The sequence below is a fragment of the Pseudomonas sp. RL_5y_Pfl2_69 genome (assembly GCF_963970465.1).
In the GTDB taxonomy this organism is placed as follows: Bacteria; Pseudomonadota; Gammaproteobacteria; order Pseudomonadales; family Pseudomonadaceae; genus Aquipseudomonas.
The window spans coordinates 272,798-286,700 of record NZ_CAXAOU010000007.1; the positions used below are offsets into that span (position 1 = coordinate 272,798).

A 13,903-nucleotide genomic window follows, 5' to 3' on the forward strand; every position below is an offset into this window, starting at 1 on the left:
ATGTCATCGGGCTCGGAACACGGCCAATGTTGAACAAGGACACCATCTCCATTCATCTAGTGCGCGAGGCGTTGCTGCAGAGCTGTGCGCCCGGTAGCGCCACAGATGAAGTGCTGCATAAGGTCGGCATTGCCCCCGGGTTGCTCAACGAACCGGATGGCCGTGTGCCTGCGCTGGTCTATGCACGGATGTGGCGACTGCTGGCGCGACGTCTGGATGACGAATTTTTTGCCATGGACCCGCGCAAGCTGCGCTCTGGCAGCCTGGCGTTCATGTGCCGCACCGCAATGGCTCAGCCGACCCTGGCCCAGGGGCTGGAGGTGGTGCTGGGATTTCTGTCGTTGATGCTGGAACGCTTGCCGGCGCAACTGGTGCGCCAGCAAAGCCTGGCGGAAATCGTCTTGCACGAACCTGAGCAACCGGCGAGTCGTGGCTTTACCTACTTCACTTATTGGATGATCGTGCACGGCGTTGCCTGCTGGCTGGCCGGGCGGCGAATTCCTATTCTGGCCATTGAGTTGCGCTGTGCGGCGCCCGATTACTGCGAAGACTACGAAGTGATGTTCTCCGAGAACCTGCGCTTTGAGCGGCCACGCACACGGATGATCTTTGCTGCCGATTGCCTGGATGCACCGATCAAGCGCAATGCTCAGGAACTGAAGCGCTTTCTGGCCGAGGCACCTGCCAATATCCTGGTCAAATACCGGGATCCCGAGAGTCTGGCCAGCCAGATCAAACAGCATCTGCGCCAGTTGCCTGCCGAACAGTGGCCTGAAACCCCGGGCCTGGCGCAAAGCCTGTGCATGTCGGCATCGACCTTGCGCCGTCGCTTGGCGGACGAAGGGCACACCTTCCAGGGGATAAAGGACGGCGTGCGCAAGGAACTGGCGATTGGCTGGTTGGCCGAGCCGGACCACAGCTTTGCCGACATCGCCCTGCGCCTGGGCTTTGCCGACACCAGCTCGTTTTACAAGGCTTTTCGCAAGTGGTCGGGAACCAATCCGGGGCATTACCGCAGTTTGATTCTAGGCGGTGGCTGAACCCAGGCCGCGGGTCGTGCGCAGTCGGCCTTCCAGGCGTCGTTTCAACCCCTGGGGTTCAATGATCAGCTTCGAACCCTTGGCCGCATTGGCCCGTCCCCACTCTTCGAACAGCTCCAGGCAGGAGTGGTCGATGTAGCTCAGGTTGCTGAGGGGGACATGCACGATGCTACCGGCCGGTACCCGAGCCAGAACCTGAGTCAATGCCGGTACTTTGAGAAAGGTTGCCGAGCCATTGAGCCGCAACTCCATTTCACCGCTGCGGGGCAGATCAATCAGGCTGATTTTCAGGCGCGCTGCCTTCCAGGCCAGATTGGCCAGGGTGAGGCCGAACCCCAGCAGTACCCCGGTCAGCAAGTCAGTGAAGATGATTGACAGGGCGGTTGCCCCATAGGTCAGCATCGGTATGCGGCCATAGCGTGCCAGGCCGCGAAACGCCTTGATGTCCACCAGTTTGATCCCGGTATACACCAGCACACCCGCCAGGCTCGCCACCGGAATGCTTTGCAGCACACTGGACAGCAACAGCACAAAAGCCAGCAGCCAAAGGCCGTGGAACATTGTCGAAAGCCGGGTGGTGGCACCTGCCTGAACATTGGCCGAACTGCGCACGATCACACCGGTCATTGGCAGCGCGCCCAGCACGCCACAGAGCATGTTGCCGACCCCTTGCGCGGTCAGTTCCTTGTCAAAATCCGAGCGCTGGCCGTTGTGCATGCGGTCGACGGCTGCGGCGGACAACAGGGTTTCTGCGCTGGCAATAAACGCCACTGCAAACGCCGCGATCAACAGAGCGGGATCGGCAAAGTTCAGCAGGTCGGCCGGACGCAGCCAGTCGATAGCGTCCGCCAGATTGTCCGGGACTTCCACGCGCTTGACCTGTAACGCCATGACCAGGCTGACGGCCGTGGTCAAGCCCACACCGAGCAGGGCGCCGGGGACAAAACGCAGCTTTTGCGGGCGTAATTTATCCCACGACCACATCACCCCGATGGTTGCCAGGCCCAGCAGGCCCGCCTGCCAGCCAAGGGTTGGAATGGCTTGCGCCACTGCCTGCGGGAAGCCGGCAAGGTTATCAAGGCCCGAGGGTTTGGGGGTGCCGTCGAGCATTACATGCAGTTGCGACAACACAATCAGCACCCCGATTCCGGCAAGCATGCCGTAGACCACAGCCGGGGCGGTGACGCGGAACCAGCAACCCAAACGCAAACGGCCGGCCACCAGTTGTAAAAAACCTGCCAGGAGCAGGATCGGCCCCAGCATGGCCATGCCATGCTGGCGTACCACTTCGAACACCAGCACTGCCAGCCCGGCTGCCGGGCCACTGACCTGCAGCGGCGATCCGGCCATCCAGCCCACGACCAGGCCGCCGATGATACCGGTGATCAAGCCTTTGGCCGGGGGCATTCCGGAAGCGATGGCGATGCCCATGCACAAGGGCAGGGCGACCAGAAACACAACCACAGAGGCCAATAGCTCCCGTGGCAATACTGCTTTTAATTGCGCAGTACGCATGATGATTCTCCCTGGGGATTCTTGGGGCGTGGCAAAGCCCGGCGTCGTGCCTGGTTGCCACGGCTACCTCATTGGGACATGTTCAGAAACGCGCTTTGGGTGTCGCGCAAGGGATTGTCTGGAGGTTGTCCAGTGGCAGAAAACTGCCGGATTCAGCGTCGTAGGCTTTGATTTGGCTGGTTTCGATGTTGTAGACCCAGCCATGGATAAACAACTGGCCGCTGGCCATGCGCGAAGCGACGGAGGGATGGGTACGCAAGTGCTGCAACTGAGCGATCACGTTTTCTTCGGTGAGCACGTGCATGCCTTCAGCTTCATTGGCGCACGCACAGTTCTCCTGAACCATGGTCCTGGCCACTTCGGCATGGCGCAGCCAGGCTTTGACCGTGGGCATTTTTTCAAGGCTTTGCGGGTTGAGCACGGCGCGCATCGCGCCACAGTCGGAGTGCCCGCAGACGATGATGTGCTGTACGCCCAGTGCCAGGTTGGCGTACTCGATCGCCGTGCTGACCCCGCCATTCATCTCGCCATAAGGCGGTACGACGTTGCCGACATTGCGGGTGACGAACAGATCGCCAGGAGCGCTTTGGGTAATCAATTCGGGGACGATTCGAGAATCGGCGCAAGCGATAAACATCGCCCTTGGGCGTTGAGCGGTGGCCAGTTTTTTGAACAGGTCTTTCTGTTGTGGAAAGACCTCACGATGGAAATGCAGAAAACCTTCAACAATGAGCTGCAGTGCTGCGTCAGCCTGTTCCGTTTCAGGAGGGGCAGTAGCTGCAGCCGAGCGCTGTGTGACCTTGATATCCATCGTTCATCCTCTGTGGTAGAGCAGGGGAAAAGCTAATGCGAGTCATTTGTGACTCGTCGGTCACGTTAGCGCCCGAAACTTAACTGAACCTTAATTGAATGCTCTAGCACGGGGTTTATATGAGGATGCTACCTATTGCGGGAGGGGGTTTTGTTGCCATGCAACGACAGCGGCGGTGGTGATTCAGGGGACCACGATCACCGATTCTACGACTGCTTCGCAGCCTCGTTCCTTCGACAGCTACTTGTAGGTTGGCGCTAAAACGTTTTGCGCAAGGTTCTGTGGCGTCTGCGATGCATTTTGCTTTTGCTGGAGCCACACGTATGTCCAGACGACGCGAATGCCCATAACAGTGCCGGAGTGAGGGAACCACCAAGCCTGGGCGAGGCGGCCGTAAGGGCGGAACCCGTAGAGAGCCGTGACACATCGAATGGATATGGACTCGGCATAGCTGCGGGCGCTTCGCAAAACAACTGGAACACGGGGTACATATCCGGCATTCGCGGTTAACTGAAATGATGGTTTCGCTCTTACAGCGAGTCACTTTGCAAAAGCGGCAAAGTAACCAAAGCGCTTTCGCCCCTGCGTACGGCCCTCGCTGCGCTCAGGTGTCCCTCACTCCGGTCCCGCTCCGTGGGCCCGCCGTGACGGGCCATCCCTGGCCCAACACGGCTCTCCCGGCATCCATGCCGGTCGACCCACTACGCAGAACCTACTCTCGGCCTCCCGAAGGGGCGGGCAGATCAAAAGCACTGCCCGCCGAGGCGGCCGACCGGCCGGCCTGGTTGGTGGATTGCATTCACGATCTGTAGTCGCTGACGAGCCGTGCGAGGCTGCGATCGGCGGCGTAGCCGTCGTAAAATCAGCCTCCCAGGTTTATCAGGTAAACCGCGTATTCCGGTTTTGCGACCGCTGCGTGATCGAACGTAGCCTCGCACTACTCGTCAGCGGCTTGTATGTTGGCGCTAAAACGTTTTGCGCAAGGTTCTGTGGCGTCTGCGATGGATTTTGCTTTTGCTTTTGCTGGAGCCACACCCATGTCCAGACGACGGGAATGCCCATCACAGAAGGCCGAACGCAGGTGCTGTTATGGGGGTGGCGCGGCAGGACGCCGCGCCAGCCGCGATGGGCCATGGATGGCCCGTCGCGGCGTGCCCCCATGACAGTGCCGGAGTGAGGGCACCACCGAGCCTTGGCGAGGCGGCCGTATGGTAGGGCAAGCCTTTTTGGTTACTTTTTCGGCGTCTGGAAAAAGTGACCCGCCGTAAGGGCGGAACCCGTAGAGAGCCGTGACACATCGAATGGATATGTACTCGGCATCGCTGCGGGCGCATCGCAAAATAACTGGCACAAACAAGATCAACTGCCCGCCGAGGCGGCCTACAGGCCGACCTGTTTAGCGAAGCACATTGCTCTAAACAGGCCAGCTGGCAACAGAGTATCTACAAGGAATACGTAGCAGTTGACGAGCTGTGCGAGGCTACGTCCGGCTGCATCGCGAGCAGGCTAGCTCCTACCGGGGACCGCTACAAAGTTCTGATCGAATTGCTGATCCCGCGGGCACACTGGATAACGGTCGAGGCCAATTTATCTTCGGCTTCTTCCATGCTCCAGCGACTGCTCGGCACTACCACATGCACGGCCGCAACCGGCAGGCCGTTGCTGTTGAATATCGGTGCGGCAATGGTCATGTCCCCCAGGAACATTTCTTCCTTGTTGGTGGCATAGCCCTGATTGCGGCTGGTGATCACACGCTCAAAAATGGCGGTGGCATCCGTCAGGGTGTAGCGGGTCAGCTCAGCCAGCGTGCTGTCTTGCAGCACACGGCGAATTTCGTCATCCCCCAGGCCACTCAGATAGGCTCGACCGCCCCCGGTGCAATACATCGGGATTCGACTGCCGATGGGCATGTGGATCGGGATAAATTTAGGCGCCACAAAACGGGACACATAGACCATGTCCAGGCCGTCCGGCTCCGTCAGGTTGACCGTCTCGCCCGTGATCTGGTTGAGCTCGGCCAGGTAGGGGTTTGCGACATCGACCAATATGTCGGCGGCTAAATAGTTGTAGCCGATTTCCATAACCTTGGGCGTTAACTGGAAACGTCGGCTTTGCGGGTGCTTACGCACATAGCCGAGTTCTTCAAGGGTATGCACCATGCGCTGGGCCGAGCTTTTGCTGATGCCCGCAACCTGCGCGATATCCGCCAGAGTCATGGTGCGCCGCGCTGCCCCGAAGCCGCGAAGTACGGCCAGGCCCTTTTCCAGTGACTGGTTGAAAAGAGGGTTGTTGCTGTCGCTCATGGCGCATCCTTGGCTTTTTTCGACCTATAAATATCGATATGCGATATTTATAAATCTCTTTACGATTTAAGTAAATTGGTTATAGTCGATGGCGGCATTTTGTACCAGAGGGTGCAAGGGTGTTAAATGCTGCCCCGCAACAATAAAAGCGACCACAGGGAGATTCGCTATGCACAAACCTTTTCAAGTACTGACGCTTGTATGCGCAATGGCAGCCGGACTGATTGGATCAGCCAGTGCTGTTGCAGAGCCTGTCTATAAAGTCGGTGCAACGGCGACAGGTATCCCGTTCACCTTCCTCGATATCAAGAGCGGAAAAATCCAGGGCATGATGGTCGACGCCGCTGAAGCCGTCGGCAAAGCAGGGGGGTTTGACACCGAGATCCAGCAAACCACGTTTGCCGCGCTGATCCCTTCGCTGACCACCAACAAAATTGACCTGATTTCCGCCGCCATGCTCAAAACCCCTGAGCGTGAAAAGGTTGTGCAGTATTCCGATCCGATTTTCAGCTATGGCGAAGGCCTGATCGTCCAGACTGACGATCCCAAAGAATACAAAACCATGGATGACCTGGCCGGTGAAGTGGTCGGTGCTCAAGTGGGCACGGTATTCCTCGACGCCCTGAACAAGCACGGCGGCTTCAAGGAAGTGCGCAGCTACGACTCTATTCCTGACCTGATGCGTGACCTGAAGCTGGGTCGCATCAAGGCTGCTTTCGGCGATCGTCCGATCATCGCTTACCAGTTGGCCCAGGGCAAAAACCCGGAAGTGAAACTGTCGAGCACCTATGTGCCGGTCGTGATGGGTGATGTATGCCTGGTGATGCGTCAAGGCGACGCCGAGAAACTGGCGCAGGTCAACAAGGGCATTGCCGCCATCAAGGCTGACGGCTCGCTGCAGCGCATCATCGAGAAGTGGAAGCTGAACTGATGATTCTGTGGCCCCCGCTCTGCGGTGGGCCACTTCTTGTAGCGGTGTGCAGGTAGTTTATGTTTCTCCAGGACGCGTTGGACTTTCTTCCGATTCTGCTCAAAGGCGCAGTGGTCACTGTGCAGGTCACGGCGGGTTCGTTCCTGCTCAGTTCAGTGATTGGCCTGATGTTCGCGCTGATGATGGTTTCCAAAATCCGTGCCGTCGCCTTGTTCGCCATTGGCGTGGTCAATGTGATTCGCGGGTTGCCGATCATCGTGCAACTGTTCTACATCTATTTCGTCTTGCCCGACTTTGGCATCCAGCTCAGCGCCATGCAGGCCGGTGTGATCGGTCTGGGGATTGCCTATTCGGCCTATCAGGCCGAGAACTTTCGGGCCGGCATTCAAGCCATCGATATTGGCCAGATCGAGGCAGCTGAATCCTTTGGCATGCGCGGCCTGATGATCATGCGCCGCATTGTGCTGCCCCAGGCGTTTCGCATTGCCTTGCCGCCTTATGGCAACACGTTGGTGATGATGCTCAAGGACTCCTCGCTGGTGTCGACCATCACCGTGGCCGAGATGACGCGCCAAGGCCAACTGATCGCCTCTTCGACCTTCGAAAACATGACGGTCTACACCCTGGTTGCGTTGCTCTATCTGTCGATGAGTTTGCCGCTGTCTTATGGCTTGCGTCGTCTGGAAGGACGTTTTGCGCTGCGGAGGCGTACATGAAAGCAACGTCAAAACTCACCTTGCCGCCTTCGCTCTGGTCCGCCACGGCGCGCTCGGCTGCGATGACCCAGGCGCTCGCCGAAAACAAGCGCGTGGACGTGGCCATTGTCGGCGCCGGTTACACGGGGCTTGTGACCGCGCTGCGCCTGGCCGAGTCGGGTGTCAGCGTGTGTGTGCTGGATGCCGGGGAGCCAGGCTGGGGCGCTTCGGGGCGCAATGGCGGGCAGGTCATTCCCGGTCTCAAATACGATCCGGATCAACTGATCGAGCGTTTTGGTGCGGCCCGCGGCGAGAAGATTATTGAGGCGTGCGGCGGGGCGGCAGACGAAGTGTTTTCGCTGATTCGCGAGTACGGCATTGCGTGCGATGCAACCCGCAAGGGCTGGATTCAACCCGCGTACTCCAGTGCCACGATGAAGACCCTGGAACACCGTGCCCGGCAATGGCAACAGCGTGGTGTGGCGGCTGAGTTGCTGGACGCCAGTGCCGTTTGCCAGCGCATCGGCACGCAAAATTACGTGGGCGGCTGGGTTGACCCCCGTGCGGGAAGCCTGCATCCACTCAATTACGCCCGGGGGCTGGCCAGATCGGCGCTGGGCCGTGGAGCGATGATTCACAGCGATAGTCGGGTGACCGATCTACGGCGCATCGGCACGCAGTGGCAACTGACCACCGCCCAGGGCCACAGCGTCACGGCTGAACGGGTGGTGCTGGCCACCAATGGCTACACCGACGGTTTATGGCCCGGCTTGCGGCAAACCGTGCTGGCGGCCAACAGCTTCATGATTGCAACGCGACCGCTTTCGCCGGAGCTGCGCAAAACCATTTTGCCTGGTGGGGAAGTGTGTTCGGATGCGCGGCGCCTGTTGCTGTACTTCAAGCAGGATGCCCAGGGGCGGGTGCTGCTGGGTGGTCGCGGGCCGTTTGCCGAGCCGGGTCGCAATGAAGACTGGGCGCACCTGGAACGCTCGCTGATCAGCGTGTTCCCGCAGCTGGCGGGCGTCGCGATTGAGTACCGCTGGAGCGGTCGTGTGGCGCTCAACCATAGCGTGCTGCCACAACTGCATGAGCCGCAACCGGGCCTGTCAATTCTGATGGGCTATAACGGGCGCGGCATTGCGATGTCCAGCACCCTGGGCAAGCACCTCGCGGCCCGTGTTTCGGGAGCCAGCGATGACTTCCCGTTCCCGGTGACGCCGATTCGCAGAATTCCCTTCCATAGCCTTCAGCGCTTGTATGTGGCCGCAGGCATCAGCTATTACCGGCTGCTGGATGCGTTGAACGGGTGAGGGGTGGGCTGGCGCCGATCTTCAATCAGACTTGATGCTGGAGACGTCAGCAGCCCTGACCTTGATGTGTTTGCCTGCAATGTCCACAAACTCGTACAGGCCGTCCTTGTTCGTGGTAACCGGCAGGTCTTTGGTCAGGTATTGCGTGCCGTTTTGCAGGGTCACAACGCTCGGGGTTGCGCAGCCTGCCAGTCCCAGCAAGGCAACCACAAGCAGGGGTAAACCGATAGCGTTGATTTTCATGGGTGTACCTTGAGCTCTTGGCAAAGTGGAGAGTGTTCGCGCCGGGCGTCGTCGAGCAGCCAGCGCTGGAAAGTAATTGCTGCATCTGACAGCGTTTTATGGCGAGAGTGCGCCAGGTAGTCCGCATTCGTGCTTAAAAATTCAAAGGGCCCCACGCGTCGCAGTTCGCCCTTGTCGATTTTGTCCCTGACCATAAAGTCCCAACCCAGCCCCACCCCCATGCCCTGCACGATTGCCTGATAGGCGAGCGTGACCTGATTGAAGGTCGGTCGCTTGGCATCGGCTTTGTGTTCCAGGCCGAAATGCTTGAACCAGTCGTGCCAGTCCATGCAGTTCCATCCCGAGGCGTCGAGTTCGATCAGGGGCAATGTTTGAAGGTCGGCAGGTTCATCGACGCTGGCCAATACCAGGTCAGTGCGGGCGACAGGGTAGACCTTTTCGGCAAACAGTGGCTCGACATTCAATGATGACCAGTGACCGGCGCCGTATAAAATCGTGAAGTCGTAATCGGCAACGCTGGATTCATGGATGTCGTTGCTGGCGTGAATATTGACCGTGATTGACGGATGCTCGGTATTGAACGCAAGCAATCGCGCAAACAGCCAGAACTGCGCGACCGCATGGGTACAGAGCACAGTGACGGAGTTGGGGGCATGGGCTGCCTTGATCCGATTGACGCTGTGCTGCAGGCGTTCGAGCAGGGTGGTGACTTCGCTGAACAGGCTTGCTCCGGCCTGGGTCAGGCAAATGCCCCGCGCCTGGCGCTCAAACAAGGTGAGCTTGAGGTTGTCTTCCAGGGCCCGGATCTGTTTGCTGATCGCACTTTGAGTCAAACACAGTTCGCTCGCTGCACGGGTAAAGCTGCCATTGCGCGCGACGGCTTCGAAGGTGATCAGACTGTCCAGAGGGGGCAGGTTTTTCGAGTAGCGATTCACAGAGACCTTAAAGCAGGTTGTGGGGGGGGACGGTATAAGGCATTCCTGCACGGAATGCCAGCATGCCAAATGATCTTTTGTGCCAAATCGCAGGGCCGCTTACGCTCACTCGACATTGATCAGTTTGAGAGTCTTGAATGAAACGCGGGATAGTCTATGCCGGCATGGCCGGTGCCGTGTGGGGGCTGGTGTTTCTGGTGCCCAAGCTGTTGCCGGAGTTCAGCCCGCTGTTGCTCAGTTGCGGGCGTTTTATCGTGTACGGGGCTGTGTCGCTGATTGTGTTGCTGCCCAACGCCCGGCGTTTGCTGGGCCAGCTGACTCGGCGCGATGTGCTGACACTGGTCAAGTTCGCGCTGCTGGGCAACCTGATTTATTACATGCTGCTGGCGGCATCGATTCAGTGGGTGGGTATCGCCGCCGCTTCCTTGATTGTGGGGGTGTTGCCCCTGAGCATTACCTGGCTGGGGCGCCGCGATGCTGCAGCGGTGCCACTGGCAAGGCTGGCGTGGCCGTTGCTGCTGGTGCTGGGCGGCGTGCTTTGCATAAATCTCGAGGCCTTGTTCGGCAGCACGTCGCAGCAGCCACTGGGGGACAAGGTGCTGGGCGTGCTGTGCGGGATCGGTGCCTTGCTGTGCTGGAGCTGGTTTGCGATCGAGAATGCGCGGTATTTGAAGCACAGTCAGTTTGACAGTGGGCAGTGGTCGACCCTGTGGGGCGTCACCACCGGTGTGCTGGGCTTGTTGATCTGGGGCGTAGCCCAGGGACTGTCCCTGGACGCGGTGACGGTCGAGGTCAGTGATCAGCGCTGGCAGATGTTCTGGATGGTCAATCTGGCGTGCGCCGTGCTCGGCTCATGGTTTGGCAATCGGATGTGGAATGCGTCGTCCCGGCGTCTGCCGCTGACCCTGAGCGGGCAATTGATTGTGTTTGAAACGGTCTTCGCGCTGTTCTATGGCTTTGTGTACCTGCAACGCTGGCCCACCTTTTCAGAAGCTCTGGCGGTGGTGCTGCTGCTGGGCGGTGTCAGTTGGGCGGTGCGCTGCCATGCCCCGGCGCGGACAATGCTCGCGCCGTGATCGAGGTGCGGGGTGATCAGCTCGGGCAGGTTTTGGCCCCATTGTTGAGGTCCTGTTTTTCGCTGCGGCTGAGCAGGGTGGCCTTGCCATCTTTCCAGGTCAGGGTCAGCACGTACAACGAGTCGAAGTCATTGCCGGGCCAGTCTTCTGTGAGCGAAGTTTTTTTGCCCAGGGCCTGGCTGGCAACGTTATTGATCAGGTCCGGCAAGTAGCCGTGGGACCATGCGGTGTAGATGGTGGAGTTGTGATACTGGTCGCCGGTCAGTTCCCTGGCCAGTGCGCGGGTGTCGTTGGCCGAGTACTCCAGGTTGATCGGCAAGCCCAGCTTGATGGCGCTGGGGTTGATGGTCATCATCGGTCGCACGTAGCTGTAGGCGTCATCATCAGCCCCTTCTTCCACTTGTCGCGACGGGTTGGCGGCAAACACGTAGTCGGCCTTGCCATAGCGTTGCGGCAGCAGGGTGGCCAGATCAATTGCGCGGTTAAGCCCCTGGCAGGTGAGCTGGCCAAGGCCGTCGGCCGGTTTTTCGGCGTGACGCATAAACACCAGGGTTTGTACGCCGTCTACCGGCTGGGCAAACACATCATCCGCATGTACGGCCAGCGTCACGGCGCCTGCAACCAGTAACAGCGGGATTGCCGCCAGTGCGTAGGGTTTGAGTCGAAATTTTTTCCAAACAGACTGGGTCATGGGGGTCTTCTACTTACCGCATTAAGGCTGACTGGCCTGGCACATCGAGCGTATCGCCCGCGTGTTTATCCCTGTCATTGCTACACCACCTGTGTTTCTCATCCTTGGTCCAAGCAATCATTAGATGTCATTTTCAAATATGGTTCGATTTTACCTGCGCTAGATTGCGAATGGTCCTACAGGCCGAGTGCTATGGTGGCTTTTTTGTATGACAAAATCGTTCTCTCTTTAGTCGGGTCACTCTTCAGAGGCATTCGCCATGCTCCCAGCGCCACTCAGAAAACCGAGCAACCCCGTGCATGTGCGTGTTCGTGCCTGGCGCGGGCGGGTGGGGCTGGGCATGGTTGCCAGCTTGTCGGTACTGGCGGGCATGACCGACGCCATCGGCTTTCTGGCCACCGGTGATTTTGTTTCATTCATGAGCGGCAACACCACGCGCCTGGCGGTCGCCATAGGCGAGGGCGACGTGAGTCTGGTGGTGCGTCTGTTGTTTGCGGTGCTGGCGTTTATTGTCGGCAACGCCCTCGGGGTGTTGCTGGCGCGCTGGGGCGGGCGACGTGCGTTGCCGTTGATGCTGGTGATCGCAGGCTTGTTGTGTACCGCGGCGTTGCTGCCGTTTGCCACGCAAGTGCCGGCGTTGCTGGCGGCCATTGTGGCGATGGGCATGCTCAATGCGGCGGTGGAGCAGGTTAACGGGCTACCGGTGGGCCTGACCTATGTGACCGGGGCGTTATCGCGATTTGGCCGGGGGGTGGGCCGCTGGCTGCTGGGCGAGCGACGCAGCGGCTGGCGAGTGCAGCTGGTGCCCTGGACCGGGATGCTGCTGGGGGCGGTACTGGGGGCGCTGCTGGAAACACGGTTCGGGCTCAAGGCGATGCTGTTCAGTGCCGGTTTTGCCGCCGTGCTCGGGCTGCTGTCGTTGAGAATCCCGCGCCGCTGGCAACGCGATTACATGCCACGCTAAACGCCCGTTTTTCTTCGCTCACGCTGCGCGTAAACTGGCCCGGCGCATCAGGGGATGTTCTCGATCAGTTTGTGCGGCGCGCAAACTGATCGAGAACGCCCCCTGGCATGCCCAACCCGCCAACAGGAGTCGTTGTGTCCAAGTCAGTCGATGACAATTCATCCCTTGAGTCATTCTCCATTGAGAGTCCTGCGCCGCTGTACGCGCGCGTCAAACAGGCCATTGCGCAAAAAATCCGTTCGGGCGCCTGGCTGCCCAACTCCAAGCTGCCCTCCGAGAGTGAGCTGCTTACCCTGTTGGGCGTGAGTCGCATGACGATCAATCGCGCACTGCGTGAGCTGACCATCGAAGGGTTGCTGGTGCGCATGCAAGGGGTGGGGACATTTGTTGCAGTGCCCAAAGGCAATGCGGCGTTGTTCGAGATTCATAACATTGCCCAGGAGATCGCCGACCGTGGCCACGTGCACCGCTGTGAAGTGATCGTGCTCGAAGAAGTCCCGGCCAAGGTCACGCCTGTGCTGCCATTTGCACTGGACGGTATCAAGCGGTTCTTCCATTCGGTGATGGTGCATTACGAAAACGATGTCCCGGTGCAGATCGAAGAGCGCTACGTGAATGCCGAGATCGCACCTGAGTACCTGCAGCAGGATTTCACCCGTACCACGGCCTATGCCTACCTGATGAACCTCGCGCCATTGACCGGCGGTGAGCATGTGGTAGAGGCCATTCATGCCAAATCTGCAGAGTGTCGCCTGCTGCACGTCAAGCGAAACGAGCCTTGCCTGCTCATTCGCCGCCGCACGTGGGCGGCTCAAGGGATGGTGGGGTGTGCCCGCCTGGTGTACCCGGGCACGCGCTATCGCCTGCAAGGCCAGTGCGGCAACTGAGGGGTCGCTGATAGCGGGTAACGATGTGTTACTCGCGTTACTTTTGGTGCATTTTTGTTACCTTCCCGCCTGTTGATGCACAAAGTTGCGGCAACTTGATGCAGCTTTTTCGTGCGACATATTCTTTTCGCAAAAATTGAAAATTTTTTAACTATCTGATTTGTAACATTTTTCCATAGGAAAAACAGGCCGTTGGCGCATTGCCGTTTATGTGTTGGCCCTTCGCTTGCATTCACTTGTACATACAGGCTGGTATAAGTGCGCACCTGCCGCACTGCACCGTATGACGTTGATGCTTTTTTATGAAGGACTGCCCATGACAACTGCCCATGACCGTCACCGTGAAGGTGAAATCCGCGCCGCCCGTGGCACCCGGCTCACTGCTAAAAGCTGGATGACCGAAGCGCCGCTGCGGATGTTGATGAACAACCTCGACCCGCAAGTGGCCGAGAACCCGACCGAGCTGGTGGTGTATGGCGGTATTGGCCGGGCAGCGCGTAAC

Annotated in this window: 13 protein-coding genes and 1 pseudogene; 8 read left to right on the forward strand and 6 right to left on the reverse strand. The window is 59.1% G+C overall.

Annotated features, from left to right (window positions below):
* The first annotated feature begins 26 nt into the window (after window positions 1-26).
* Window positions 27-1,040, forward strand: coding sequence for an AraC family transcriptional regulator ligand-binding domain-containing protein (locus AACY07_RS14615; RefSeq protein WP_133078482.1), 1,014 nt, complete (start codon window positions 27-29; stop codon window positions 1,038-1,040).
* On the opposite strand, the gene AACY07_RS14620 is transcribed toward AACY07_RS14615, so the two are convergent.
* The 3 genes from AACY07_RS14620 to AACY07_RS14630 all read right to left on the reverse strand — a co-directional run bounded on the left by AACY07_RS14620 (window position 1,026) and on the right by AACY07_RS14630 (window position 5,669).
* Entirely contained in the window at window positions 1,026-2,555 is a 1,530-nt protein-coding gene (locus AACY07_RS14620; RefSeq protein ID WP_133078483.1) for a SulP family inorganic anion transporter, read from the reverse strand. The genes AACY07_RS14615 and AACY07_RS14620 overlap by 15 nt on opposite strands.
* Before the next feature lie 82 nt (window positions 2,556-2,637).
* A complete protein-coding gene (locus AACY07_RS14625; RefSeq protein WP_219263203.1) occupies window positions 2,638-3,366 on the reverse strand; it encodes a carbonic anhydrase in 729 nt (242 codons plus the stop codon).
* 1,526 nt (window positions 3,367-4,892) lie between these two features.
* A complete protein-coding gene (locus AACY07_RS14630) occupies window positions 4,893-5,669 on the reverse strand; it encodes an IclR family transcriptional regulator (protein WP_133078488.1) in 777 nt (258 codons plus the stop codon).
* A 169-nt stretch (window positions 5,670-5,838) separates the two neighbouring features.
* Between AACY07_RS14630 and AACY07_RS14635 the strand changes: the two genes are divergently transcribed.
* The 3 genes from AACY07_RS14635 to AACY07_RS14645 are packed head-to-tail and all read left to right on the forward strand — an operon-like array spanning window position 5,839 to window position 8,605.
* Window positions 5,839-6,600 (forward strand): ABC transporter substrate-binding protein, encoded by a 762-nt coding sequence (locus tag AACY07_RS14635; RefSeq protein ID WP_133078489.1) that lies wholly within the window; start codon window positions 5,839-5,841, stop codon window positions 6,598-6,600.
* Window positions 6,601-6,659: 59 nt separating this feature from the next.
* Window positions 6,660-7,316, forward strand: coding sequence for an amino acid ABC transporter permease (locus tag AACY07_RS14640; RefSeq protein ID WP_133078490.1), 657 nt, complete (start codon window positions 6,660-6,662; stop codon window positions 7,314-7,316).
* The gene (locus tag AACY07_RS14645; RefSeq protein ID WP_339475541.1) at window positions 7,313-8,605 is read left to right on the forward strand and encodes an NAD(P)/FAD-dependent oxidoreductase; all 1,293 of its coding nucleotides are present in this window, start codon (window positions 7,313-7,315) and stop codon (window positions 8,603-8,605) included. The genes AACY07_RS14640 and AACY07_RS14645 overlap by 4 nt, the downstream gene beginning before the upstream one ends.
* 21 nt (window positions 8,606-8,626) lie before the next feature.
* Here AACY07_RS14645 and AACY07_RS14650 read toward each other — a convergent pair whose 3' ends face one another.
* Together AACY07_RS14650 and AACY07_RS14655 are read right to left on the reverse strand one after the other, a co-directional pair.
* Window positions 8,627-8,848, reverse strand: coding sequence for a YgdI/YgdR family lipoprotein (locus AACY07_RS14650; protein ID WP_133078492.1), 222 nt, complete (start codon window positions 8,846-8,848; stop codon window positions 8,627-8,629).
* Window positions 8,845-9,783, reverse strand: coding sequence for a LysR substrate-binding domain-containing protein (locus AACY07_RS14655; RefSeq protein WP_339475542.1), 939 nt, complete (start codon window positions 9,781-9,783; stop codon window positions 8,845-8,847). Before AACY07_RS14655 ends, AACY07_RS14650 begins: the two co-directional genes overlap by 4 nt.
* Before the next feature lie 137 nt (window positions 9,784-9,920).
* Here AACY07_RS14655 and AACY07_RS14660 point away from each other — a divergent pair, with 137 nt between their 5' ends.
* The gene (locus AACY07_RS14660; RefSeq protein ID WP_339475543.1) at window positions 9,921-10,859 is read left to right on the forward strand and encodes a DMT family transporter; all 939 of its coding nucleotides are present in this window, start codon (window positions 9,921-9,923) and stop codon (window positions 10,857-10,859) included.
* Between the two features lie 16 nt (window positions 10,860-10,875).
* Here the strand turns inward: AACY07_RS14660 and AACY07_RS14665 are convergent, their stop codons facing one another.
* A complete protein-coding gene (locus AACY07_RS14665) occupies window positions 10,876-11,550 on the reverse strand; it encodes a histidine phosphatase family protein (protein WP_133078495.1) in 675 nt (224 codons plus the stop codon).
* A 259-nt stretch (window positions 11,551-11,809) separates the two neighbouring features.
* On the opposite strand from AACY07_RS14665, the gene AACY07_RS14670 reads away from it, so the two are divergent.
* From AACY07_RS14670 to AACY07_RS14680, 3 genes and pseudogenes are all read left to right on the forward strand, one after another.
* On the forward strand, window positions 11,810-12,514 hold the full coding sequence (locus tag AACY07_RS14670; protein WP_133078496.1) for a YoaK family protein: 705 nt from the start codon (window positions 11,810-11,812) through the stop codon (window positions 12,512-12,514).
* Window positions 12,515-12,648: 134 nt separating this feature from the next.
* Entirely contained in the window at window positions 12,649-13,401 is a 753-nt protein-coding gene (gene hutC, locus AACY07_RS14675) for a histidine utilization repressor (protein ID WP_133078497.1), read from the forward strand.
* A 316-nt stretch (window positions 13,402-13,717) separates the two neighbouring features.
* A pseudogene (locus tag AACY07_RS14680) lies at window positions 13,718-13,903 on the forward strand (urocanate hydratase); the annotation flags it as partial.

What these genes read in the sequence shown, in the direction of transcription:
- AACY07_RS14615 (WP_133078482.1), top strand. Translation starts at nt 27, where the DNA reads ATGTTGAACAAGGACACCATCTCCATTCATCTAGTGCGCGAGGCGTTG.
- AACY07_RS14620 (WP_133078483.1), bottom strand. Translation starts at nt 2,555, where the DNA reads ATGCGTACTGCGCAATTAAAAGCAGTATTGCCACGGGAGCTATTGGCC.
- AACY07_RS14625 (WP_219263203.1), bottom strand. Translation starts at nt 3,366, where the DNA reads ATGGATATCAAGGTCACACAGCGCTCGGCTGCAGCTACTGCCCCTCCT.
- AACY07_RS14630 (WP_133078488.1), bottom strand. Translation starts at nt 5,669, where the DNA reads ATGAGCGACAGCAACAACCCTCTTTTCAACCAGTCACTGGAAAAGGGC.
- AACY07_RS14635 (WP_133078489.1), top strand. Translation starts at nt 5,839, where the DNA reads ATGCACAAACCTTTTCAAGTACTGACGCTTGTATGCGCAATGGCAGCC.
- AACY07_RS14640 (WP_133078490.1), top strand. Translation starts at nt 6,660, where the DNA reads ATGTTTCTCCAGGACGCGTTGGACTTTCTTCCGATTCTGCTCAAAGGC.
- AACY07_RS14645 (WP_339475541.1), top strand. Translation starts at nt 7,313, where the DNA reads ATGAAAGCAACGTCAAAACTCACCTTGCCGCCTTCGCTCTGGTCCGCC.
- AACY07_RS14650 (WP_133078492.1), bottom strand. Translation starts at nt 8,848, where the DNA reads ATGAAAATCAACGCTATCGGTTTACCCCTGCTTGTGGTTGCCTTGCTG.
- AACY07_RS14660 (WP_339475543.1), top strand. Translation starts at nt 9,921, where the DNA reads ATGAAACGCGGGATAGTCTATGCCGGCATGGCCGGTGCCGTGTGGGGG.
- AACY07_RS14665 (WP_133078495.1), bottom strand. Translation starts at nt 11,550, where the DNA reads ATGACCCAGTCTGTTTGGAAAAAATTTCGACTCAAACCCTACGCACTG.
- AACY07_RS14670 (WP_133078496.1), top strand. Translation starts at nt 11,810, where the DNA reads ATGCTCCCAGCGCCACTCAGAAAACCGAGCAACCCCGTGCATGTGCGT.